The sequence below is a fragment of the Mycobacterium hubeiense genome (genome assembly GCF_002838065.1).
GTDB lineage: Bacteria > Actinomycetota > Actinomycetes > Mycobacteriales > Mycobacteriaceae > Mycobacterium > Mycobacterium hubeiense.
In genome coordinates this window covers 1-23,145 of the sequence record NZ_PIZU01000012.1, presented here as the reverse complement: position 1 = coordinate 23,145, position 23,145 = coordinate 1, and the positions used below count along the sequence as shown (strand labels likewise).

The window sequence follows — 23,145 nt, the reverse complement described above, 5'->3', positions numbered from 1 at the left end:
TGCCGGTCAGCTGCTAACTAACTAAACCGGCCGCCATGCGGATCGCCGACGTCAGCGCGCGGCGCACCATTACTTACGGTGAAATTTCGTACTATCTACGCTAGTAGGTTGCCGGAACGGAGAGGCCGCCAATGCGTCGACGATCGATTGCCCTATGTGCGGCCCTCGCAGCGACGGCTCTCGTCGCGTGGGGGACAGTCGATCCAGCGCCGTCGGTGGACCCCGGCGGCCCACGTGCGCCCGTCGCGTCCAACACCACCGTCGCCAATGTCCCCGTCGCGCCGACAGCCACCATCATCGCAAGTCCCGCGATCGGCGCGGCCGGCGTGAGCCCGGTCGTGCCGGTGGCGATCACCGTGGTCCACGGCGCGATCGAACAGGTAGCGCTGACGAATCCGGACGGCAAGGTCGTCGCCGGGCAACTCGCCGGTGACCGCACCAGCTTCCGGATCACCGAGCCGCTTGGCTACGGCAAGACCTACACGTGGTCCGGGCGGGTCAATGGTGCGGACGGAGCCGCGGCCCCGATCACCGGGTCATTCACCACGCTCACCCCTGCACGGCATGTGAGCGCTCGGCTCAACACCGGCGACGGGCAGACCTACGGAGTTGCCATGCCAATCGCGCTGACCTTCGACGTGGCGGTGACCGACAGGGCCGCAGTCGAGCAGGCGTTGAGCGTGCAGACGTCGAAACCCACCGAGGGTGCGTGGGCATGGCTGGACGACCGCACCGTGCACTGGCGCCCGAAGGTGTACTGGCAGCCGGACACTGCGGTCACCGTGACAGCCAAGCTCTACGGCGTGCCGTTCGGCGAAAACGCCTACGGCGCTGACGATCTCACCGCGCAATTCGCGATCGGCCGGTCGCAGATCGCGCGGGCCGACACCCAGACCCACCGCTTCACGGTCATCCGCGACGGCGAGCAGGTCGCCGACTACCCGGCCAGCTACGGGCTCGACAGCGACCCAGAGCGCGTCACCCGCGGCGGCACCCACGTGGTGATGGAAAAGACCCCGGCGACACTGTTCAGCAACCCGAAGTTCGACTACACGGACTTACCCGTGCAGTGGGCGGTGCGGGTCTCCAACAACGGCGAGTTCATCCACTCTGCGCCGTGGTCGGTGTGGGCCCAGGGCACGCAGAACGTCTCGCACGGCTGTGTAAATCTCGCCCCCGACGACGCCATCGCCTACTACCAGACCGCGATGACCGGCGATCCCGTCGAAGTCATCGGCAGCACCCAACCACTGTCCGGCGCCGACGGCGACTACTACGACTGGACACTGACGTGGCCGGAGTGGACATCGAAATCCGCGCTGACCACGTGAGCTCCCGCGTCACTCGCCGGCAGGTGGCGGCGAGTGACGATCCAAGGCGTCTTGAGCCCGCAACACCCGCAGTTCCTCACGCAGCTCGGCGATCTCACGGTCCCGGTCGCTGCGCTCGCCGGCACGTTCGGTCATCGCGCAGCCGCCGCGGCCACGCAACGTTGGGCGGACGCAGAAGAAGTAGGTGAGTGAGATCGCCGCTGCCGCGACGGCGGCCGCCAGCCAGGTATTCATGGTTGCCGGTGCGGCGGCGTTCGAGCGGCGCGGTCGGCTTTAAGCGCGTCGATCTCGGCCCGCAGCGCATCCACCTCGCTGCGGTCCTCGCGCCCCTGGGCTTCGCCGGTGGTGCCTTTGTTGTGGCCGCGCATCATCATCCACATCATCAGGCCCATCCCGACCGGGCAGGCCAACAATGCGAGCGTGTAAAAAGCCGATTCCATCGTGCACTCCCAACTGCGCGGCGATCCGAGCGAAGAAGCCCGCGTCCCACCGCTACGCTCTACGTACCTACATAGTAGATCAGATGACCGCGGTGCCGCGATATCCTCGCGCGTAGCACCCCACGGCGCTCATCAGCGGGGCACTGGATTCGGTCACGCCTGGACCGCCGGGTGGCCATTGGTGCCGAGACCGGTCGCGGCGCTTTCGAGGATCCAACAGACCCCGGCCTCCTCGACGGGCTCGGCAGTGTCGGCGTGCTCGAGCAACGCAGCCAGATTGGCTTCTAGGGTGGCCAATTCAGCGAGCGTGGCCCGCACCTGATCGAGCCGAGCTTGCAGGATGCTCACCACGTGTTCGCAAGGCGCGTCGCCGCGGTCGGCGATGGCCAGCACCTGACGCACCTCGCGCAGCGACAGCCCGGCGGACTGGGCGCGGCGGACAAATATCAGCCGGTCGACGTATTCGGGTCCGTAGTCGCGGTATCCACCCGACGTGCGGGCCGGGGCGGGCAGCAGACCGGCCTGCTCGTAGAACCGGATGGTCTTGGCGGTCGTATCGGCGCGGCGGGCGAGTTCGCCGATCCTCATCACACCTCCTTGACATTCCACCGTACTGGAATGTTTAGCGTGTGGGGCAACCAACACGACATGAGCGGAAGGCGGCATACCGTGCGAGGACCGGTGCGCCATTTGTCGTCGAGCATCGTGAGCCGCGATCGGACAGGCCGTGCCGAGGCGGGCCGGTGAGAGCGTCTGCCGCGTCGGCGTACGTGCTGCTGCTCGCTGTTCTACTCGCCGGTGGTTGGGTCGCCGGCCGGGCGCTCGCACCGCCGGCGACCGCTGCTCCTACACCCGCGGTTGACGGAGCGGATATTCCGAACCTGCCGACAGCGGCCACCGATGTTCGGGCCGCGGTCCAGCCGCGGCCAGCGCGATCGCCTGCGCCTACGGCGGCGTCGCCGCCGACCGCATCCGCTGTCCCCGGCACGGCCGTCAGTGTGTTGACCGCCCCGGGCAACGCCGGCGCTACGACGGAGTCATCCGGCTCCAGGGGCTCAGAAACAACCCGACCGGATGCCATGCCGCGTTCCGGCGGCTCTGCTGCCGTGCCGGGCTCCCAGCGCTCCGGTGAGATGTCGGGCTCGGGTGGCTCCGGCGGGATGTCGGGCTCACACGGTTCGGGCGGGATGACCGGCTCGGGTGACTCCGGCACCGGCGGGACAACGGGCAGCAGTGGTGAGGCAACGGGCTCGGGAGGCGCTGAAACATCCGACGGATCCGGCGCCACCGGCAGATCCGGTGCCATCGGAACGGCAGGCGAATCCGACGGCGCCGGAACGACCGACAAGTCAACCGATGAGGGCGGCACCGGTGGCGCAGGCAAGAACGATGGCGGTCGCGGATCGGCGAACGCGGTTTATGGAAGCAAGGGGAAGCGATGAGCACAACGGTTCACGGCGACGCCGATCAGGCTTGGGCCACGCAGCGGGTCGAGCTGGCGATCGGCGGGATGACGTGCGCGTCGTGCGCGGCCCGCATCGAACGCAAGCTCAACAAGCTCGACGGGGTGACCGCTGCGGTCAACTATGCCACCGAGAAGGCCCAGGTCGAGTTCCCGGCGACGCTGACGACAGCGGACCTGATTAAGGTCGTCCAGGACACGGGCTACACCGCCACACCCCCGAAACCTGCTGCTGCGGAGGATGATTCGACCTCGGAAACTGCAGACGACGATTACGACGAGCACACTCGCTCGCTGCGGCAACGGATGCGGGTGTCCCTCGCGCTCGGTCTGCCGGTGATCGCTCTGTCGATGGTGCCGCCGCTGCAGTTCACCTACTGGCAATGGCTTGCCCTGACGTTGGCCGCGCCGGTGGCGGTGTGGGGCGCGTGGCCGTTTCACCGCGCCGCGCTGGCCAACCTGCGCCACGGCACCGCGACGATGGACACACTGATCTCGATCGGCGTGCTCGCCGCATTCGCCTGGTCGGTGTACGCGCTGTTTCTCGGCGGCGCCGGCCACGAAGGGCTGCATCACGGGTTCAGCCTCACCATCGCGCGCGGATCGGCCGGCGAAAACATCTACCTCGAGGTCGCCAGCGGGCTGACGGCCGCGATTCTGACCGGACGGTTCTTCGAGGCCCGCGCCAAACGCCGCGCCGGATCGGCATTGCGGGCGCTGCTGCAGATGGGCGCCAAGGACGTCGCCGTCCTGCGGGGCGACACCGAGTTGCGGATCCCGGTCGAGCAGCTCAGCGTCGGTGACCGCTTCGTGGTGCGGCCGGGGGAGAAGATCGCCACCGACGGCGTCGTCGAGGATGGAGCGTCCGCGGTCGACGCCAGCATGCTCACCGGCGAATCGGTGCCCGTCGAAGTCAGCCCGGGCGACCCGGTCGTAGGCGCGACGGTCAACGCCGGCGGGCGCCTCATCGTCCGCGCGACCCGGGTGGGATCCGACACCCAGCTGGCGCAGATGGCCAAGTTGGTCGAAGACGCCCAGAACGGCAAGGCGGAGATCCAACGCCTCGCCGACCGGATCTCCGCTGTGTTCGTGCCGATCGTCATCGCCATCGCGGTGGCCACGTTCGGAGTGTGGCTCGGCCTCGGGGCCGGTGCGGCGACCGCGTTCAGCACGGCGGTGGCGGTGCTGATCATCGCCTGCCCGTGCGGGCTCGGGCTGGCCACCCCGACCGCGTTGCTGGTCGGCACCGGTCGCGGCGCCCAGCTGGGCATACTCATCAAGGGCCCCGAAGTCCTCGAATCCACCCGCCGCGTGGACACCATCGTGCTGGACAAGACCGGCACCGTCACCACCGGCAAGATGAGCCTGTCGGCCGTGCATACCGCCGCTGGCGTGTCTGAGGACGACGCGCTGCGCATCGCCGGGGCGCTGGAGGACGCCTCCGAACATCCCATCGCCGCCGCCATCACGCAGGCCGCCCGCCAACGAGTAGGCGAGCTGCCCGCGGTGGCCGACTTCGCCAATCTAGAAGGGCTCGGCGTGTGCGGCCGTGTCGACGGACACGAGGTGCTGATCGGGCGGTCCAGCCTGCTTGAGAAGCACGGCATTGAGCTGCCACCGGACCTGACCGCCGTCAAGCGGCAGGCCGAATCGCAGGGCCGCACCGCGGTGGTCGCCGCCTGGGACGGCACCGCGCGCGCCATCCTCGTTGTCGCCGACACGATCAAACCGACCTCACTCGAGGCAGTGGCGGGGCTGCGCGACCTCGGGCTGCGCCCGGTGCTGCTGACCGGAGACAACGCCGCCGCCGCCGGCGCCGTGGCCGACGAGGTCGGCATCGACGAGGTGATCGCCGAGGTGCTGCCCCGCGACAAGGTCGACGCCGTCGCGCGGCTGCAGCATGAAGGCCGGGTGGTCGCGATGGTCGGCGACGGCGTCAATGACGCTGCCGCGCTGGCGCAATCCGATCTCGGCCTGGCGATGGGCACCGGCACCGACGTCGCGATCGAGGCCAGCGACCTGACCCTGGTGCGCGGCGACCTGCGCGCCACGGTCGACGCGATCCGCCTGGCCCGGCGCACCCTGCGCACCATCAAAGCCAACCTGTTCTGGGCCTTCGCCTACAACCTGGCCGCCCTCCCGCTGGCGGCGCTCGGGCTGCTCAACCCGCTCATCGCCGGCGCCGCGATGGCGCTGTCGAGCGTGTTCGTGGTGTCAAACAGCCTGCGGCTGCGACGCTTCCGCACCGCCTACCCACACAGTCCTGAAAGCGCCGGCCCGCGCCGGCCCTGGCGCCGTGATCGACACACGCGCGCCACCTCGAAACAGACTGTAGAACACACAATTTCGGCCACCTCGGCTGTCCCCGGGCAGACGGATCCGATGCTCGTCCAGCTGGTGGCCACGGTGGCCCGGCTCGAATCGGCGGTCGACGCCTTGACCCGTCAGCGGACCCACGGGCAGGTGCCTTCGGCGGACAACGGGCAAGTCCCGCACCCGAACTCTCCCGCTCCGGCCAACCGGCCCGACGCTGCAGGTGCAGCTGGCCACGCACAGGAGATTGACCACCTGCGCCAACTCCGCGCGCAAATCGACACGCAACTGCAGCGCTTGCAGGATTCGTAATCGATCAGTAGTCTCGCCCAGGGCAACCTACTATTTAGATACGTAGATAGTGGATTGCGGGTCGCACCGCGGCCGAAACACCAGCCGACGTCTGCAGGAAGGGAATATTCGTGAATCTCGTCGCGGTGCTGGTCACCGGCTTGTTCGCCGGGGGCATCTCCTGCGCAGCCGTTCAGGGCGGACTGCTCACCGGCCTCATCACCCGTCAACACGCCGCCCGCGAGAGTGCGGTCACCGAGGCGACAGTCGGTGCGCTGCAACCGAACCCGCGATCACTGGACGGCGCTAACGGCGAATCCCGTTCGTGGCGAAGCCAACTCGGCGACGACCTCGCCCCGGTGGGCGGTTTCTTGGCCGGCAAACTCGTGGCCTACACCCTGCTCGGCGCGTTGCTGGGCGCATTAGGTGGTGTCGTGCAGCTCTCGCCGGGCGCGCGGACCTGGCTGCAGATCGGCGCTGGCCTGCTGATCATCACATTCGGTCTTGCCCAGCTCGGCTTCCCCGGATTCCGGCGGATCGTGATCGCACCACCGGCATCGTGGATGCGGCTGGTGCGCGCCCGCACGCGTTCACGCGCCGCGCTCGCGCCCGCCCTGCTCGGCGTGGCGACAGTGCTGCTGCCCTGCGGTGTGACGTTGTCGGTGGAAGCGCTCGCGCTGGCATCCGGCTCGGCGTGGCAGGGTGCGGCGATCATGGCTGTCTTCGTGGCAGGAACTAGCCCGCTGTTCGCTGTGCTGGGCTACGCCGCCCGCAAGGCGGTCACCGTGTGGCGGGGCAGGCTCGTGGCCGCCACCGGCATCGCGGTGGTCGCGATGGGCCTATTCACCCTCAACGGCGGTCTCGAACTCGCCGGGTCACCGCTGGCTGCCAGCAGGATCGCGGAGTCCTTCTCCGGCACGGCCGCCGCGGACCCCACTGCAGTCACGGTTGCCGATGGGCATCAGGAAGTTGTGGTGACCGCCTCGAGCGGCGGATACAGCCCGCGCAACACCGAGATCAAGGCCGGCATCCCGACAACGTTGGTCGTGCGCTCCGAGGGCGCGGCCGGCTGCGTCCGTTCATTTGTCATCGGCGACGCCGAAATGGTGCTGCCGGTGTCCGGCGATACCCGCATCGACCTCGGCACCCCCAGCGCGGGCGAACTGCGCTACGCCTGCGGCATGGGTATGTACACCGGCACCATCACGGTCGCCTGATTCCAAAAGGAGTTACGAAATGCCCGCCAACACACATGTTTTCCGGATCGAGGGCATGCATTGCGGCAGCTGTTCGCTGCTGATCGACGACGCGCTCGAAGACCTGCCCGGAGTCAGCCGCTCACACACCGATCTCAAGTCCGGCCAGTCCACCGTGGAGCTTGACACCAGCCTCACCGATCCCCGACAGATCATCGACACCATCACAGGACTTGGCTACAGTGCCGGCTCCGTGCAGCTGTGAACACGGCCAGCCGCCGAGCGCATATCGGGTTAATTCAGGTGCGCCAGTGCGGTATCCATCAGCCCCGAGATCCCCGCCGGTGAATCGTGTAGCCCTATACGCGTGGGGTATCCGGACGATCCTTCGGCTGGTGTGTGGTCCGATGGCCCGCGCCGAACCCGTGGAAGAGGGCGACTATGCCCGCGACGGCCAATCCCCACACCGCGACCGTCATTACCCCCATTAACACCCAGCCACCCCACGCGCCGCCGTTTATGTCAAAGGCCCACAGCATCATTGCCGAAACCTCCCTTCATCGCCCATGATCCGACTCACACCCAGGCATATCGATCATCATTCAGTGAAGATTCGCTGAAGACGCGCATAGCCAGAGCGCCATTGCGACCGCCGCGATCGCCATCAGTCCAAATGGGCGCACCCCATGCTCTTTCACGCCATTCACGATCGCCGCGGGCGGTCCACCAAACGCCAGCCTAGTTGCGGGTCTGCTTACTGCTCCACCTATTCATCTACTATATAAGTACGTAGATTGTAGGCGATGGCGATCGGCGCGTATGGCTTCATCACCTGTGCGCCCTGGTCCTCGGCGTCGCGCCGTGGGGAATAGGCCGCACGGTACCTCGACAGACGCAACCAGTGTTACGCCCTACGTACATAGTTAGTACAGACGAGACGAAGCAAGCTACCCGGCGAGACGAAATCGAAGGTGCCACCCTAGGGGTCCGCATCCCAACGGGTCGCGCAGCCCGCTAATCCGATGACGGTCGCCAACGATGGTAGTACAACATAGATTGCTCCCTTTCCCCTTATTGACGGGATTTGGAGGCCGATTCACCAGCCGATCGCGGCGAGCGCGCCCTGGCCGAGGCACATGACGATCCAGACCGCGCCGATGGCGCCGAGCAGCGACAGCACCACGAGACTGGCTGGCGGGCGTCGGATGGGCAGATCCTCACCGAGCAGGTGGGCGATTCGGGTTTCGGTCGCCCCGGCCATGGCTGGCATGGGCACCGGTGGCTGGGCTCCTGCGGCCAGCAGCGCTGCCGCCAGGCCTTGACGACCGGCATGATCGATGGCGGCCTTATCGGCATGGACTTCGGCGTTCTCGACGTGCTTGTGCAGCCACCACCGCAGCAGCGGCAACCAGAACATCACGTCGGCGGCGGCGCGGGTAACCAACCGTCGCAACGGGTCCCGGCGCCGGGCATGGGCGGCCTCGTGAGCCAGGACGGCGTCGACCTCGTTGGTCTTGAGCTGCGCGGTGGCGGCGGTGATGTAGACGGACGGGCGAATTAGCCCGGCGCAGAATGCAGTTCGATCCGTACCAGCCAGACTGTGCAGACGCGGGATTCCGGCGCGCTGCGCGGCAGTTTGCAGCGACTGCGGCATCGGAGCGCGGGGGAGCGCGGCCAGTGCGCGTGCGGTGGTGGCGGCCAGCCACGCGACGCGAACCACGATGCTCAGCACGCTAGCGCCGGCGACGAGCACGACCGCGGCGACCACGCATTCGGTCATCGTCATCCGCGGACACACCGCCGCCCCAACCATCCACGCCACCTGCACCGCGATCACCCCGGCCACGACCGCGATCGCGATCGGATGCTCCCGCGCAACCCTCAAGGGCCGCAGCTGGGTCATTGCGCCAGGTCCTCCAGGCGGCGCCGCTGCTCGGGGGTGAGGTCGGCGAGCCGGGCGGCGAAGGCGGACAGCGCGGCGTCGCCGTAGCGCGCGACGAACTGTGCGGCCTCGTCCTGGCTGGCCCGCACCAGGTATTCGGCTGCGGTGCCGGCGGCGCGGTATTCATGCGCCCGGCGGCCCAGCTCGGCCTTGGCGGTCAGCAGCCCCTTGTCGGCCAGCCGCCGCAGGGTGGTCATCACCGTGGTGTAGGCGAGTTGGGGCATCAAGGTCTGCACGTCGCGCACCACGAACGTCTCGGCGACCTGGCCGGTCCACACCGACCGCATCACCCGGCCCTCCAACGGGCCGAGCAGCGCCACCGCCCGCGCCACGTCCTGATCGGGCTGTTCGATCACTGGCTCCGCCATGCTTCCACCTCCTACCGATCGATAGTAGCAAGCGTCACATTTTCTACTATTGCCACTACGTACTATCTCGACATAGTATCAACTACATAGTGATAGTAGAAACGATGGGAGGCGTCAACCATGAGCTATGACGCCGTGATCGTGGGGACCGGACCCGCCGGCCTCAGCGCGGCACTTACGCTTGGCCGGGTCCGGCGGGCGACGCTGCTGATCGACGGTGGACCAGGTCGCAACGCCCCGAGCGACGGTGTGCATAACTTCTTGTCCCGGGACGGGATCGCTCCCGGTGACCTGCGCAAGATCGCGCTGGAGCAGCTGACCGCGTACCCATCGGTGGAGGTCCGGACGGGTCACGCGGAAAGCGCCACGGCGGTCGACGGCGAGTTCGACATCGCCCTCGCCGACAGCGACCAAGTCCGGGGCCGCCGGCTGCTGCTGGCCACCGGAGTCGTCGACAACCTTCCGGCCATCCCGGGCCTGGCCGAGCGGTGGGGCCGCAGCGTCGTGCACTGCCCGTACTGCCACGGCTGGGAGCGACGCGACCTGCCGCTGGCGGTGCTCGCACTCGACGAGAAGGGTGTGCAACAGGCAATCCAGCTGCGCCGCTTCAGCCCCGACGTGGTCTTGTGCCTCGGCACCGACTTCGACCTGGACACCGAACAGCGCCAGCTGCTGGCGGCGCGCGACGTCACCGTGGTCGATAAGCCGCTCACCGGCGTCGAAGGCGAGGGTGACTCGCTGCAGTGGCTGACCTTCGCCGACGGTTCGCGGCTGGAGCGCTCCGCCTTGTTCGTCCATGGCCATGTGCGCCAAAGCAGCGAGCTGCCCACAAAGTTGGGCTGTCGGATTCTCGACGACGGCGCGGTCGAGATCAACGACCTCGGCCAAACCTCGGTGCCCGGCGTCTACGCCGCCGGCGACATGGCCCGCCGCCCCACCATGCCGGTGGCAGGAGCCCAGGTCATCCTCGCCGCGGCCGAAGGCACCGTAGCGGCCGGTGCGATCGACCTGGAACTGCTCTTCACCCAACCCTGACCAGCACTCAACGAAAGGACATCAAACCCATGACTGATCTGTCCGCATTCCAGCATCCGCGGTTCGCGCGGTTGTACGAACGAATCAGCGCCGAATCCGAACGCCGCGGCACCGCAGAACACCGCGACCGAGCACTGGCCGGTTTGTCCGGACGCGTGATCGAGGTCGGCGCTGGCAACGGCATGAACTTCCGCCACTACCCGGACACCGTCACTGAGGTGGTGGCCGTCGAACCCGAGGACACCTTGCGCGGGCTCGCCGAGCTGGCGGCCGCCACCGCGGCGGTGCCCGTGAAAGTGGTTGCCGGGCATGGCGATGCGCTGCTTTTCGACGACGGCACCTTCGATGCCGCGGTCCTCTCGTTGGTGCTGTGCTCGGTTCCCGACCCGGGCCACTTTCTGGCCGAGGTTCGACGCGTCCTGAAGCCAGGCGGAGAACTGCGGTTCTTCGAACATGTCCGTTCCCGCAGGCCGCTGCTCGGTGTCTTTCAAGACACCATCACCCCGGTGTGGTCGGCGATCGGCGGCGGTTGCCACCTCAACCGCGACATCGCAGCGGCAATTGGGGCCGCCGGATTCGAGATCGACGAACTCGACCGATTCAGCTACCGGCCGTTGAAATTCGTTCCCCCGCATGCCCACATCCTTGGTCGTGCGCACAAACCAGGACAAACGAAATGACCGAACGCTTGGCGCATCTCGACAGCCAGCCACTCCGGCGGCGGCGCTGGGCGGACCCGCGATCGCTGCGGGCCAGTCTCGGATCCGGACTGCTGGGGGGCCTCTGCTGCATCGGCGCGGCCATCACCACCGCCGCCGGCCTCGGCGCAGCCGGATTCTTCACCGGCCTGATGGACCGTTACCAGCTCTACTTCATCGTGGGTAGCGTCGTCATCATGGCGCTATGGCTGCTGCGTCAGCTGCGACGGCAAGGCATCTCGCCGCTGGATTTCCGCGCCGTCCTACGCACTGTCGGCCGGCATGCGATCGTCATGGGTGTCGTGTACGCCGTCACCCTCGGCATCGCGATGGCCGCCGCACAACTGGTCACGATGTGAGCCCCGTCGATGATCGGATCCGCAGTTCAACCAACGCCTTTCGTGGTGGCGTGCATCTTCACAGAGGAAAGGAATTGATGACGATGATGTGGTACGACACTGACTGGGGATGGGGCGGCTGGGCCCTGATGACCGTCGGCATGGTGCTGTTCTGGGTGGTGGTGATCACCGCCGTGGTCCTCGCTGTCCGCTATCTGGCCAGCCCGCGCGGCACCGCCGCGAACCCACCGGGTTATGGTCCGACGCGGGCGGAAGATGTGCTCGCCGAACGCTTCGCGCGCGGCGAGATCGACGAGGACCAATACCGGCGACACCTGGCATTGATCCGTGAAAACCGGTGAGCGCGAAACGCTCTCGACGTACACAGAAAGTCGATGATTGACGGGTCCGGTCGCGCCCGGGCTAACTGATTGTCGCCCCACGTCCTCCCTACTACCTACGTATCGAGATAGTAGTAGTAGCGTGGGCGGAGGTTACCGCGGTAAGGACGGAGTTGGATATGGCGAAATTGACGAGGCGAACCGTGCTGGCCATGCTCGGCGCCGGCGGTGGGCTGCTCGGCGTGGGTTACCTCCTGCGCAACGTGATCGACGTGCCTTCCAGCAACGCCGGCCCCGGAATGATGGGCGAAATGCAAACCTATATGCAGATGTTCAACCGGCATCGCGAGCTCCGACGCTCCGTCGAGGACATTCCCGGTGGCGTGCGCACCACCACAGAATCCGACTCTCCGGACCTGGTCGCTCAGCTGCGGGCCCATGTGTCGGCGATGTACTCCCGCGTCGACCAGCGCGGCGAGGTCATGTGCATGAGCTCCAGCCTGCCCACCCTGTTCCGGCGCGCCCCCGACTACCAACGCCAACTCACCTTCACCCCGAAGGGTGTCGTCGCGGTCGAAACATCCCGCGATCCAGAAATGACGCAGGCCATCCGCGCACATGCGCGGGAAGTCACCGGCTTCGTCATCGACGGCATGCCCGCCATGATGGCGGGAATGATGGACGGCGGCATGATGGGAGGCTCATAAGTCGCCTGGTCAGTCTTGCTAACCATGGTTCGCGGCGACGAAGCGAGCGGGGTTATCGGTGAAGGCTTGCTCGCACATCTCACAGCAGAAGGCGTAACTGATTCCAGCCAGACACCCCGGTGGCGGCGCTGGACGGACCCGCGATCGCTGCGGGCCAGCCTCGGATTCCGCGCCGTCCTACGGGCTGTCGGCCGGTACGCGATAGTGATGGGCGTCGTTTACGCCGTCACCCTCAGTATCGCGATGGCCGTGGCGCAAGCGGTGACGGCGTGAGTGCTCGCGGTGAACGCGCCGACAGATTCACGAATTGGCTTGGTCGCCTGGCTATTTCTTTGGTAGGAAACGGAATGCACGACGATGATGTGGCATGACGGCGACGGATGGACATGGGTCGGCTGGGTCCTGATGTCCGTAGGTATGGTGGCGTCCTGGGCGCTGGTGATCACCGCGGTGGTCCTCGCCATCCGTTATCTGGCCAGTCCGCGTGGCACAGCCACAAGCCCCTAAATTCTTGGGCAGACCCGCGCCGAGGATGTGCTCGCCGAACGGTTCGCCCGTGGCGAAATCGACCCGGAGGAGTATCGACACCGTCTCGAGCTGCTGCGACAGCAGCGATAAGTCAGGAACGCGAATACGTGGCCGCAGTTGTCTAACGCACAATCTCGACGCGCGCTGACGAAACCGGCGCGGCTTCGCATTGGAAGCTTGTTTGTACCCTTCGGCAACAGGGCGAAGGCCCGTCAAGCTATGCCAGTCGGCATAAGGAGCCCTCAAATCCCCAACCACTTGAGACGGCGTTACGATCTCTGTACGTAGACAGTACGCATTCCGCCGAAGGGGCGCACCATGCGTGACACAGGCTCGACACGGACAGCCGGGAGGCCAACGGTGCGCACACGCGGATTTGGCGAACTCGAAGCTGCCATCATGGACCGCATCTGGAACCGTGGATCAGGCACGACCACGACGGTGCGAGAGATTTTCGACGAACTAGCGGCAGAACGCGACATCGCCTACACCACAGTGATGTCCACGATGGACAATCTGCACAGCAAGGGCTACCTGGCGCGGGAGCGCGACGGCAAAGCCTACCGGTATTGGCCGACCCTGACTCGTGAGCAACACAGCGCAAGCCTTATGCGTGAGGCCTTGGACTCCGGCGGCCAACCCGATTTGGTGCTCACCTACTTCCTCGAACAGATCGGCCCCGAAGAGTCGGCGCGCCTGCGCGCCGCGCTACGTCGACCCACGAAGCGAGCGGCCAAGCGCTAAGCGCGGGGGCCGGCTCAGAAGCAAAGTCGGCAGGTGGGCTCATGCGAGTCACCTCGGGCCTGATCCAGGTGGGCCAAGCGCAGCTGGGCAGGCGCTCCCGGGCTCACCTGACGGCATATCAACATCGACAGAGAGGGATTGATTATGGCACTGGCCATTTCAACCACATTGCACAGCACGTCGACGACGCTGTTGAAAATACTCGGAAAGCCTTGGCGGATCAGGGATTCGGCGTGCTAACCGAGATCGACGTTACGGCCACACTGAAGGCTAAACTCGGCGAGGACATCGAGGATTATCTGATCTTGGGAGCCTGCAATCCACGCTTAGCCCATAGGGCAATCGATGTCGATCCCCAAATCGGGCTGTTGCTTCCGTGTAACACGGAACAAGGTCGGCAGACTGTCGCTCATGCACATCATCTCGTCACGCCGGTCGAGGCGCGACTACATCGCCGACACATGGGCTTGCAGCTGAGCAACGAGCTCGCGTGAACGTTTTGCTCGTGGCGAAATCGACCCAGAGGAGTACGCCAGCGCCTTCAGCTGTTACGTCAACAGCGATGACTCATGCACCAATCCGGACGCCGCATGCTGTGAGGGCTAATCGCAGCGCGCGTAGAGCAAGCGAGCGGCATTCTCATCAACCTGGATGGTGAACCGCTCCACCTCCCTGACTTAAGCGCGGCTTCCGCGGTTCGTCGCGTGTCGGTTTCCTACTTCGACCCGTAGTACGCTCGACGATAGTACGACGCTAGGTAGCACCCAGGATTGACTCACGGCTGAGAGACCGGATGCGGAACTGGCGCGAACTGCGCATGGGCGGCAGCCGCCAATCTCTCAACTACGTAGTAGCTTAGGAAGTCGTACCACGCTGCGAGAGATCGAAGGGAACCTCGTTTATGGGCAAGGGGGCAAGGACTCGCAGCCGCAAGCCGACTTCACCGATGGGCAAGATGGGGGCGTCACGGCCGTGGGGCACAATAGCCGCGGTCGTTGGGATACTGGTCTTTGCGGCGGCAGTCTTTGGCTACGTCTACATCAGCAGCGGCGACAAGCGTGAACGCGAGACTGCGCTCGGCCCATTTGTGCCGAGCGAATCCAACCAGGATCCGTCGAGGAAGATCCCGGGCGTCGTCGTGACGGAGCCCCCGGGCGCCGACCACGTCCGCCCCGATCAGCGGGTGGCCTACCAGGGCACTCCGCCCTATGGTGGTGCCCACGATCAGTCTTGGGCGGCATGCGACGGTGTTGTGTACTCGCAGGCGATTCGGGTAGAGAACGCGGTGCATTCGCTTGAGCACGGTGCGGTGTGGATTGCCTATCGCCCCGAGATCTCCAAGGCCGATCTGGATGCGCTACGCGCCCGCGTCGAGGGTACGAACTATGCGTTGATGTCGCCGGTGCCGACGATGGACTCGCCGATTTCGCTGCAGTCCTGGGGGCATCAGCTCAAGCTCGATAACGCTGCCGACGAACGCATCGACCAGTTCATCAGCGCGTTGCGTGTCAACCGGTTCGCTCATCCGGAGGTCGGCGCGACGTGCGCACCACTCGGTCCTGGCCGGTTCGATCCAGACAACCCGCCGCCGTTCGATCCCACCCCGCCGGGACCCGACGCGGTGCCGGTCGACGGAGCGAAGTGACGGCTGACGACGCCGTTTCCGCTGACGATCGGCCAGCCGGGCCGCGCCGACGTTGGCTGACCGTTGTCGTGGCCGCGGGAGCCCTGATCACCGCGGTTCTGCTGGGTGGCGCAGGCGGCCTCCTGCTGGCCTCGTCGGCCGACGACACGGGCGGCGCCCAAGCACCGGACCCGGTGGACATCGGGTTCGCCCAAGACATGACCGTGCACCACCAGCAGGGTGTCACCCTGGCGAGTTGGGCGCGCGATCACAGTGACGACCCCGCGATCCAGCGGCTGGCCGGCGATGTCGAGATCGGGCAATCCGATCAGATCGGCCGCATGCAGGGCTGGCTTGGCGTGTGGGGACAACCGGCGAGCGCCGACGGTGCACCCATGGCTTGGATGCCCGGCCGCGACCACCAGATGAACATGGCCGAAGGCCGGATGATGCCAGGCATGGCCAACAACGCCGAGATTGACCGCCTACGCGCACTGTCCGGGCGTGATTTGGACGTCTACTTTCTGCAGTTGCTGATTCGACACCATCAGGGCGGCGCAGCGATGATGCGCGCGGCGATCGACGGCGCTGCCGTGGGCGAGGTACGCAACCTCGCCGCCCGTATGCTGGATGCCCAGACCGCGGAAATCGAGGCGATGACCCGGATGCTGACCGACCGCGGCGCCGCACCGCTCCCGGCGCCGGGCGGCTGACCACGATGTCGAACATGCGCCACCGACGGCTCCGGTGAATTCGGTGGACGCTACACAGGTAAGGCTCTTCGACGAGACGCATCTGCAACCGGATTCCGAGCACCATGACCACCATGCCCGCGACGGTTACGGCTTGGGCACAATCAACTCCAAGCCGACAAATGGCGGGAACACGGCAGCGAAATTCGGGTTGCGGCCCACCGAAACGCACTGGTGGTAACCAGATCTGTGCGCACCGCCTCGGCGACCCCGGTGCACCAGGACCCGCCCAGTGACAGCTGAGCCACGAGCGTTACGACGATGCCGAGCACCGCGACGACGCCACCAAGCAGACCCCTTCGCACCGCTGCTGGCGGCCCCGCCCTCAGCCCATCCCTGACGGCACTCCCGCGGGCCAGAACCCGATGCCAGCCGTGGATCGCGACGTTGGTGAGCGGCTTCAAGCTGGTGATCTGGCGGGGGAGGAGTCGCGTTCCCCGCCAGATCCTTGCACCGCGGGGGGCCGGACCCCGCAATGCAATCTGGTTATCGCCACGAGCCGGCGAACTGTTAGCAACGGGAGGAAGATTGGTCTGCCGAGGGCAGTCCAACTTCTGCGAACGCGTCGAGGTGCGGTATATCGGCGGCATTGCCGGAGGTCGGTACTTGTACAGTACTATTCGCCTTAGTAGATAAGAAGGCAGCCCCGCGAGCATGCCGAACCCACTGACAGCCCGAACACGAGTGATTGCGGTTGAGGAGTATGTCTGTCCTGATTGAGATGTCAACCGGCGCTGTCGTGCCGCCGAGGCTGCCGTGACCACTCTGGTCGCTTCCTTCCCTAGTCCGCCGCAAGGGGTGTGGCATCTTGGCTCACTGCCGATCCGGGCTTACGCGATGTTCATCGTCGCCGGCATCGTCGCCGCTCTGCTGATAGGGAACCGCCGCTGGATCGCCCGGGGCGGCGAACCGGGTGTCGTCTATGACGTCGCGATATGGGCCATACCGTTTGGGTTGATAGGTGGCCGGCTCTATCACGTGATCACCGACTGGCGCACCTACTTCGGTGATGACGGTCTTGGGTTGGGTGCCGCATTGAGGATCTGGGACGGCGGCCTGGGCATCTGGGGTGCGGTGGCCTTGGGTGGCGTCGGCGCATGGATCGGCTGCCGTCGACGCGGCATTCCGTTGCCAGCTTTCGGCGACGCCGTCGCGCCGGGCATAGTGCTCGCCCAGGCGATCGGCCGCATCGGCAACTACTTCAACCAGGAGCTCTACGGCAGGCCCACGGACCTGCCGTGGGGATTGGAGATCTACTACCGCCGTGAGCCGTCGGGCGTTGTCGACGTGCATTCGGTCGACGGTGTGTCGACAGGTCAGGTCGCGGCGGTCGTCCACCCGACCTTCCTCTATGAGTCGCTGTGGAACGTCTTGGTCTTCGGCATGCTGATTTGGGTCGATCGCCGATGCAGAATCGGCCATGGAGGCCTGTTCGCGCTTTATGTCGCCGGCTACTGTGTCGGCCGGTTCTTCGTCGAGTTGATGCGCAGCGACGCGGCGACCCAAATTGCCGGCATCCGGATCAATTCATTTACCGCCACGTTGGTATTGATCGGCGCCCTGATCTACTTCTTCATCGCGCCGAAGGGTCGCGAGGATCTCGCGATCGGTGCAGCAGACGAAGCCGAGGCGACCCGGGATGCTGCGGTAGGTCGTGACGACGCCGCCGTGCGGGCCGACAGCGGCGTGGATTCAGGTGACGCGACGCCCGCGGACAAAGGGCTCACATCACGCGACGTGAAAACGCCCGATAACGACCGCAACAGCCAGAGCGAGAAACCTGATGGATAGGGATTCCTCAGTTACTGCACGCTGACTCAGTGGTGCCGGGAACCTCAGGCTGCATTGAGGCGGCGCCGCACGATGCCGCGCGTCTGGACGAGGGCCAACGCGAACAGGATCAGACCGACGGCGTAGATCGCTGCGCCGCTGGCGATTTGCGTAGCCGTCGGAGGCCGCGTGCCGGCGGGCACGTAGAGCTCACGCTCGGCCGAGGTGGTTCCGTGCCATCCGGACTCAACGGGCAGCCACGCTTCGATGGTCTCGCCGGCGCGCCCGAACTCGGCGTAGACGAACCACCGTCCCTGTTCGGGCAGGCGAATGGTGCCGGTGAACTTGCCTGTGCCGATCTGATTCAGCGGCGCAGTGAGCATCTGGCCGCCTCGGCGAGCCACGACGCTATCCGCGACGAGCTGGGAGCCGGCATCGGGTGCAACCGCGTCAAGACGCACATTCCCACGGCCATCCCCGACCACCGTCAGCCGCACCGACGTAACGGGCTGTCCCTGTCCAGGATCGTGGGCGATGGCCTCGGGAATGGGCCCCAGCATCAACATGGTGGCGCCGGTCAGTAGCGCAGTGGCGGTCGCGCCAACCGCATGTGCGCGCCAGGAGGTCGCCAGCACGAGCGCGACGCCCACCACGATGACTGGCGCGGCTACCACGCCGACGGCGGCGGCGGGCTGGCTCGCCACGCCGAGCGCTGAGGCCAGCCAGGCCAGCGCGGCGACGGCGGCACCGGTTGCCCCGTAGCGTGCCGCATGTCCGCGCCAGGGCAGGTCGGCCACGGCAAAGCCAAGGACTGCCAGCGGAAGGTCGGGTGAACTGCGGCCGAGCAGGATCAGTGCCGCGACGACGATGAGCCGCATCGCGATGTAGAAGCCGACACCTCGTGTAACGGCGTATGGCTGGGGAACGAGCGCACGGATCATGGCCACGGTGAGCAGGCCGGAGACCAAAACCACCGGAAGGTAAAGGATTTGGCTGAACTGTGGAACATCAGTGTCGTACTCGAGGACCGTCATCAGTGCACTGCCGAGCACCACTGCGGACAGGGCTGCCTCGACAATCCCGTGCCGTGTCGGTCGCAGGCCGGCAAGTAGTCCGATGGCCATCGTCGTGGAGGCGAACACGACGAGCATGTGCGGCGGACTCCACAGGACCGCGTCGCGTCCGAAGGCGTCGTGCCAGAACGCGTCCAGCGGGGCGGCGGCGAGTGTGACCGCGCCGCCCAAGCCGGCCAATAACAGGCCCGGCTGCCTGAGCGCGGCGAGGATCGAACGAGTCCGCGCCAGGGCAACCAATCCCCAGCCGAGGACCACCAGACCCACCACAGCCACGCTGCCGTACAACGCCAGGTGCGGCGGGATCAGGGCTGTATCTCGGCCAATGTCGGTGTGCCAGGCGTCGTCCCAGTAGGTGGCGAACAATGACACAGCTCCACCGGCGGCGGCAAGCGCACCGTAAGCGGGCGAAAGTGTGATACTCGGCGAGTTCACTTCTGAGACTGCCATGTCTCAACTATGATGTTCGTGTGGCTCAGAGTCAAGAGAGGCCGGGGAACTCCCCCGAGGTTGATCCTCGGCTCATCGACGCAACCGCCGCGGCGATCGCTCGATGGGGCCTGACAGAGACGACGCGAGAGCGGATCGCGGCCGAGGCCGGACTGTCGCGGGCGACGATCTACCGTCGGGACGTCACACGAGATCAACTCGTCGCCGCGCTGACTGCACGAGCAGCCCAGACGTTTCGCAACGCGATATGGCCCGCGATCACCGGACGGGGAACCGCGGCGGAACGGCTAGAGGCCGCACTGGAGGCGATGTGCGCGGCCGCCGACGAATACCTTCCCTTGCTCGCGGGAATGTTTCTCGCGCACGGCGAGGTCTTCCACCGGCCGGGCCCGGATGCGCTGACTGTCGATGTTTTCGCTGAGCCGTTCGAACGCCTCCTCATCGACGGTGCTGCCGATGGAACCCTGCGCCATGTGCCCGAGACTGTGACCGCGTCCGTCCTGTTCAACATGGTCGGCTGGGGCTATATCCACCTGCGCGCCAGTCACCACTGGGACGCAGAAGCCGCGCGCCGCAGCGTCATTGGGTTGGCCCTGCACGGGCTGATCACGAAGGAGAGCTGACTCGGTTTCTGCGTCTCGACTGAGCCTGTGTGAATCATCATCAACTTTCGATAATCCGCGTCACATACGGCGTCATTCCACCGGTTCGTACCGGTGAAATCTTGATCGGTACGCCGCTTTGCTGGGCTTCGAGCATTTGGCCGCCGCCGAGGTAGAGGGCTTCGTGTTGGCTGCCGCCCGGACCCCAGAACAGGAGGTCGCCGCGCTTGGCTTCTGAGGGCGGTACTTGGCGCCCCGCGGTGTACTGGTCCCCGGAGAACCGCGGGAGCAGTACTCCGACGCCGGCGAACGCGTAGCGCGTAAGGCCCGAGCAGTCGAAGCCCACCGTGTCCGCGCCGCCGTCGACGCCGCGGCTCGGACCTGTCAGGCTGCCACCTCCCCAGGAGTACGGCACACCTATCTGGGAGCCGGCGCGACGGATCACGTACTCGATCGCATCCCTACCATAGACGCGGCGTCCGGGAGCAACAGTCGTTGGCCTGCCTCCGATGCCGAGGCTACTGAGGAACTTTCGACCTAAGTCCAGGGTGGTCTGAGTGGCGACGTTTGTCGCTCGCAGCGAGGCGTTCGCGATCGCGACGGGATCGCCTGGTGCACCAGCGCTGAGGACTTTTGGCAATGTCGGATCCCATAGGCTCTCGTCGGCGACGGCCGGCCCGGGCAGGGTGAGGCCGAGCAGCAGCCCGACAAGACCAAGAATGATTCCCACCCTGGACAAAATGGTCTCCACCACCCATCAGCACTACTTGCAGTAACAGACGTACGTAATAGCTACGTATCAATTTCACCGTAAGTCACTTCAGCCCCATAAGTAAACAATAATCACAAATTCCACTATTGTAACTTTGGCGTTGCAGCTGTTATGCGGGCGGCGGCACCCTTTTGATAGCTTTCGGCAGGCGATATTGGGAGGTTAGGAATGGGGAGTTCGCCATTCGCACCCCGCAAGAACCGGAGGCGTGCGTGGTTGATCGCGGCCGGGGCGGGTTGCGTGGTGATCCTGGCCGTAATCGCCGTCGCGACACGCGGTTTCGGCATCGCCGACTCTGGGGACCGTCCCTCGAAGGAACTGACGGCGCAGAACCGTTGCGAATCTGAGGTGCTTAAGCAGTTGGCCTCGCCCTCAACGGCGAAACTCTCAAACGTTGAGGTGGCAAGCACGGACCTAGACCCGGACAGCAAGGATTTATTCTCACTACTCGACGAGCCCCTAAAAGGGGTCGACCACTCCCGCATTACGGTGCTCAACGTTTCTGGTGTCGTGGATGTCAAGGGCGACGCGTACGGGGACACGATCCATGACCCCTTCAGCTGTCGCGCTTACTTCATCGACGGCAACCTGGCCAACACCCTCGTTCTCTTTGACCGCGACCATTAGTCCTAGGCACATGAGCGAAAGTGCGCTATGGCTGCGGTGGAAGGCCTGGCTGATTCTGGAATGGCAAGTACGGAAACTGCAGCGCTGTTGAGGCTGGGTGCCGCCACCTTTGTCACGAAGAATCCGAGCGTCTGATGACGGCTGGTGGTGGTGGCGGTCTTTGCGAGATAATCCGTACATGGGTGTTCAAGTTGTGCGGAACCGATGATGTACGAGGGCTTTGTCGACACCGCGGTGGCCCGGTTCCATTACTCACGAACCGGAGACGGCCCACCGCTGCTGCTCCTCCCGGGCGGCGGCGGTTGGCGGGCCAACTTCCAAGCCATGATCCCGGTTCTCGCGCAACGCCATACGGTCTACGCGCTTGATCCACCAGGTCAAGGACTGACGGAGATCCTTGACAGGGCCTTTCCCTCCGGCGCTGATGACCTTGCTGGCTCCATTGGCAGCTTCCTTGACGCCGTCGGCCTGTCCCGCACCGCGATCGTCGGCCATTCGTGGGGCGGGGGCTTCGCACTGCGGTTCGCCGAGCTCCACCCCAATCGAGTCAGCCGGCTGGCGCTGATCGCACCCGGCGGACTTGACATCAAGGACGTGTGGGAATTCCGTCTCGTGCGAATACCGATCGTCGGCGAGATCGCCGTCTGCCTGACGTCCGCGGCCTCGGCGCGTCACATGCTGAAAAAGTCCTTCGCACACCGGGAGCGAATCCCCTACGACCGAGTGGACGACCTCCTGCGGGAGATGCGAACTCCCGGAAAAAGGTTGGCCAGGCTTCGCGACATGTTGCGCGTCGAACGGTCAGTGCGATGGGCCGACACCGAACGGGATCTGCATCTCGTTGAAGCGCCGACCCTAATCCTTTGGGGCGATCAGGATCGCATCTTCTCGGTCAACCTCATCGACCGCTTCACTGCTCGAATGTCGAGCGCAGAGTCACACATCGTGCGCGGGGGCGGGCACTCACTGCACGACGAATGCCCCGAGGAGACTTACGAGTTCCTGCTCCCCTTCCTCACATCCGACCGGACGACCGAGTAACGGAACTTCGGTCACTCGCTGTGTTGATGACCACCGTCAGTTTCGTGTGACAGATCCGTGGCGGGAGGCGGAGATTCGACCGGCAGCGCCGCAGTGGACGCCGGAGCCACCTCGGTATTCGGGGTAGCGGCCGGTTCTGGATGATCGTCATGGCCGTCTGCATGGCCGCTCATCGGTGCGTGGAAATCGTGCTCGGCGCCAGCCGGGGCGTGATGACCGTGCAGCATGCCCGAAGCCACTCCTAGCGCCGCCGCGGTAGCGATCACGGCGCTGCCGCCGCCCAGCACAATTGCGTTTGTGAAACCCGATATCGGCTCTGCTCGCTGGCCTCGATACCACACCCAGCCTGCTCCTAGGACGATGTAGCACTCGAGCAGGAGTGCGAAGAGGCCGGCAGCCTCTACCACTTCGGGTTCACCGGCTTGTGGGCCGAAGGGCGCGCCCGCCGTCCGAGACAAAGCCCACAGTGCGGCGGCACCGACATTCGCCATGATCCCGGCGGCCAGCAATACCGCAGCAGGCCGACCGGGTACGACGAGCGCCCAAACCAATTGAAACAGCGCGATTGAGGCGAAGAACAGACCTGACGGCGTCCACTCTTGCAAGTGCGCCGGCAGGACGGCGAAATGAATCATCGCTGCGCCGAACGAAGAGATCGCCGCACGGAACCTGTCAACCTGAATGAGGCACCGTTGCGCGG

Annotated in this window: 24 protein-coding genes and 3 pseudogenes; 19 read left to right on the top strand and 8 right to left on the bottom strand. The window is 65.7% G+C overall.

Annotated features, from left to right (window positions below; translation table 11 throughout):
- Positions 1 to 131: 131 nt before the first annotated feature.
- The gene (locus tag CWS39_RS11505) at positions 132 to 1,331 is read left to right on the top strand and encodes a L,D-transpeptidase (RefSeq protein ID WP_102143053.1); all 1,200 of its coding nucleotides are present in this window, start codon (positions 132 to 134) and stop codon (positions 1,329 to 1,331) included.
- A 9-nt stretch (positions 1,332 to 1,340) separates the two neighbouring features.
- On the opposite strand, the gene CWS39_RS11500 is transcribed toward CWS39_RS11505, so the two are convergent.
- The 3 genes from CWS39_RS11500 to CWS39_RS11490 form a co-directional block, all read right to left on the bottom strand.
- Complete coding sequence (locus CWS39_RS11500) at positions 1,341 to 1,565, bottom strand: hypothetical protein (protein WP_102143052.1); 225 nt, start codon at positions 1,563 to 1,565, stop codon at positions 1,341 to 1,343.
- Positions 1,562 to 1,771, bottom strand: a complete 210-nt coding sequence (locus CWS39_RS11495; protein ID WP_102143051.1) for a hypothetical protein — start codon at positions 1,769 to 1,771, stop codon at positions 1,562 to 1,564. Before CWS39_RS11495 ends, CWS39_RS11500 begins: the two co-directional genes overlap by 4 nt.
- A gap of 153 nt (positions 1,772 to 1,924) precedes the next feature.
- Entirely contained in the window at positions 1,925 to 2,359 is a 435-nt protein-coding gene (locus CWS39_RS11490) for a heavy metal-responsive transcriptional regulator (protein WP_102143050.1), read from the bottom strand.
- An 850-nt stretch (positions 2,360 to 3,209) separates the two neighbouring features.
- Between CWS39_RS11490 and CWS39_RS11480 the strand changes: the two are divergent.
- The 3 genes and pseudogenes from CWS39_RS11480 to CWS39_RS11470 form a co-directional block, all read left to right on the top strand.
- Positions 3,210 to 5,480 (top strand): annotated as a pseudogene (locus CWS39_RS11480) (heavy metal translocating P-type ATPase); the annotation flags it as partial.
- Between the two features lie 488 nt (positions 5,481 to 5,968).
- Positions 5,969 to 7,054, top strand: a complete 1,086-nt coding sequence (locus CWS39_RS11475; RefSeq protein ID WP_102143047.1) for a sulfite exporter TauE/SafE family protein — start codon at positions 5,969 to 5,971, stop codon at positions 7,052 to 7,054.
- A gap of 19 nt (positions 7,055 to 7,073) precedes the next feature.
- A complete protein-coding gene (locus tag CWS39_RS11470) occupies positions 7,074 to 7,298 on the top strand; it encodes a heavy-metal-associated domain-containing protein (protein ID WP_102143046.1) in 225 nt (74 codons plus the stop codon).
- 831 nt (positions 7,299 to 8,129) lie between these two features.
- Here the strand turns inward: CWS39_RS11470 and CWS39_RS11460 are convergent.
- Together CWS39_RS11460 and CWS39_RS11455 are read right to left on the bottom strand one after the other, a co-directional pair.
- Complete coding sequence (locus CWS39_RS11460) at positions 8,130 to 8,936, bottom strand: M56 family metallopeptidase (RefSeq protein WP_102143044.1); 807 nt, start codon at positions 8,934 to 8,936, stop codon at positions 8,130 to 8,132.
- The gene (locus CWS39_RS11455; RefSeq protein WP_102143043.1) at positions 8,933 to 9,343 is read right to left on the bottom strand and encodes a BlaI/MecI/CopY family transcriptional regulator; all 411 of its coding nucleotides are present in this window, start codon (positions 9,341 to 9,343) and stop codon (positions 8,933 to 8,935) included. Before CWS39_RS11455 ends, CWS39_RS11460 begins: the two co-directional genes overlap by 4 nt.
- Positions 9,344 to 9,463: 120 nt before the next feature.
- Between CWS39_RS11455 and CWS39_RS11450 the strand changes: the two genes are divergently transcribed.
- The 12 genes and pseudogenes from CWS39_RS11450 to lgt all read left to right on the top strand — a co-directional run.
- Positions 9,464 to 10,378 carry an NAD(P)/FAD-dependent oxidoreductase gene (locus CWS39_RS11450; RefSeq protein WP_102143042.1) on the top strand — a complete coding sequence of 305 codons (915 nt, stop codon included), beginning with the start codon at positions 9,464 to 9,466 and terminating at the stop codon, positions 10,376 to 10,378.
- 29 nt (positions 10,379 to 10,407) lie between these two features.
- Positions 10,408 to 11,058, top strand: a complete 651-nt coding sequence (locus tag CWS39_RS11445) for a class I SAM-dependent methyltransferase (protein ID WP_102143041.1) — start codon at positions 10,408 to 10,410, stop codon at positions 11,056 to 11,058.
- Positions 11,055 to 11,435: a hypothetical protein gene (locus tag CWS39_RS11440; RefSeq protein ID WP_102143040.1), complete on the top strand. Its 381-nt coding sequence runs from the start codon at positions 11,055 to 11,057 to the stop codon at positions 11,433 to 11,435. Before CWS39_RS11445 ends, CWS39_RS11440 begins: the two co-directional genes overlap by 4 nt.
- Positions 11,432 to 11,776 carry an SHOCT domain-containing protein gene (locus CWS39_RS11435; RefSeq protein WP_431306116.1) on the top strand — a complete coding sequence of 115 codons (345 nt, stop codon included), beginning with the start codon at positions 11,432 to 11,434 and terminating at the stop codon, positions 11,774 to 11,776. Before CWS39_RS11440 ends, CWS39_RS11435 begins: the two co-directional genes overlap by 4 nt.
- A 158-nt stretch (positions 11,777 to 11,934) precedes the next feature.
- A complete protein-coding gene (locus tag CWS39_RS11430; protein WP_102143038.1) occupies positions 11,935 to 12,462 on the top strand; it encodes a hypothetical protein in 528 nt (175 codons plus the stop codon).
- 24 nt (positions 12,463 to 12,486) lie between these two features.
- On the top strand, positions 12,487 to 12,735 hold the full coding sequence (locus CWS39_RS29520) for a hypothetical protein (RefSeq protein ID WP_102143037.1): 249 nt from the start codon (positions 12,487 to 12,489) through the stop codon (positions 12,733 to 12,735).
- 261 nt (positions 12,736 to 12,996) lie between these two features.
- A complete protein-coding gene (locus CWS39_RS30285) occupies positions 12,997 to 13,080 on the top strand; it encodes an SHOCT domain-containing protein (protein WP_431306119.1) in 84 nt (27 codons plus the stop codon).
- 270 nt (positions 13,081 to 13,350) lie between these two features.
- Entirely contained in the window at positions 13,351 to 13,734 is a 384-nt protein-coding gene (locus CWS39_RS11415) for a BlaI/MecI/CopY family transcriptional regulator (RefSeq protein ID WP_102143036.1), read from the top strand.
- A 144-nt stretch (positions 13,735 to 13,878) separates the two neighbouring features.
- Positions 13,879 to 14,117 (top strand): annotated as a pseudogene (locus CWS39_RS11410) (DUF302 domain-containing protein); the annotation flags it as partial.
- A 563-nt stretch (positions 14,118 to 14,680) separates the two neighbouring features.
- Positions 14,681 to 15,379, top strand: a complete 699-nt coding sequence (locus tag CWS39_RS11405; RefSeq protein WP_431306115.1) for a thioredoxin-like domain-containing protein — start codon at positions 14,681 to 14,683, stop codon at positions 15,377 to 15,379.
- Complete coding sequence (locus CWS39_RS11400) at positions 15,376 to 16,071, top strand: DUF305 domain-containing protein (RefSeq protein WP_102143034.1); 696 nt, start codon at positions 15,376 to 15,378, stop codon at positions 16,069 to 16,071. Before CWS39_RS11405 ends, CWS39_RS11400 begins: the two co-directional genes overlap by 4 nt.
- A 795-nt stretch (positions 16,072 to 16,866) precedes the next feature.
- Positions 16,867 to 17,709, top strand: a pseudogene (gene lgt / locus CWS39_RS11390) (prolipoprotein diacylglyceryl transferase); the annotation flags it as partial.
- A gap of 236 nt (positions 17,710 to 17,945) precedes the next feature.
- Here the strand turns inward: lgt and CWS39_RS11385 are convergent.
- Complete coding sequence (locus tag CWS39_RS11385) at positions 17,946 to 19,325, bottom strand: hypothetical protein (RefSeq protein ID WP_233213469.1); 1,380 nt, start codon at positions 19,323 to 19,325, stop codon at positions 17,946 to 17,948.
- A 98-nt stretch (positions 19,326 to 19,423) separates the two neighbouring features.
- Between CWS39_RS11385 and CWS39_RS11380 the strand changes: the two genes are divergently transcribed.
- Complete coding sequence (locus CWS39_RS11380) at positions 19,424 to 20,026, top strand: TetR/AcrR family transcriptional regulator (RefSeq protein ID WP_102143030.1); 603 nt, start codon at positions 19,424 to 19,426, stop codon at positions 20,024 to 20,026.
- Positions 20,027 to 20,066: 40 nt separating this feature from the next.
- Here the strand turns inward: CWS39_RS11380 and ripB are convergent, their stop codons facing one another.
- Complete coding sequence (gene ripB / locus CWS39_RS11375; RefSeq protein ID WP_431306118.1) at positions 20,067 to 20,708, bottom strand: NlpC/P60 family peptidoglycan endopeptidase RipB; 642 nt, start codon at positions 20,706 to 20,708, stop codon at positions 20,067 to 20,069.
- A 309-nt stretch (positions 20,709 to 21,017) separates the two neighbouring features.
- On the opposite strand from ripB, the gene CWS39_RS11370 reads away from it, so the two are divergent.
- Both CWS39_RS11370 and CWS39_RS11365 read left to right on the top strand, forming a co-directional pair.
- Positions 21,018 to 21,404, top strand: coding sequence for a hypothetical protein (locus CWS39_RS11370; RefSeq protein ID WP_233213458.1), 387 nt, complete (start codon positions 21,018 to 21,020; stop codon positions 21,402 to 21,404).
- Between the two features lie 204 nt (positions 21,405 to 21,608).
- Positions 21,609 to 22,445, top strand: coding sequence for an alpha/beta fold hydrolase (locus CWS39_RS11365; RefSeq protein WP_102143028.1), 837 nt, complete (start codon positions 21,609 to 21,611; stop codon positions 22,443 to 22,445).
- 11 nt (positions 22,446 to 22,456) lie between these two features.
- Here CWS39_RS11365 and CWS39_RS11360 read toward each other — a convergent pair whose 3' ends face one another.
- Positions 22,457 to 23,101 carry a hypothetical protein gene (locus tag CWS39_RS11360; RefSeq protein ID WP_306768829.1) on the bottom strand — a complete coding sequence of 215 codons (645 nt, stop codon included), beginning with the start codon at positions 23,099 to 23,101 and terminating at the stop codon, positions 22,457 to 22,459.
- Positions 23,102 to 23,145: the final 44 nt, after the last annotated feature.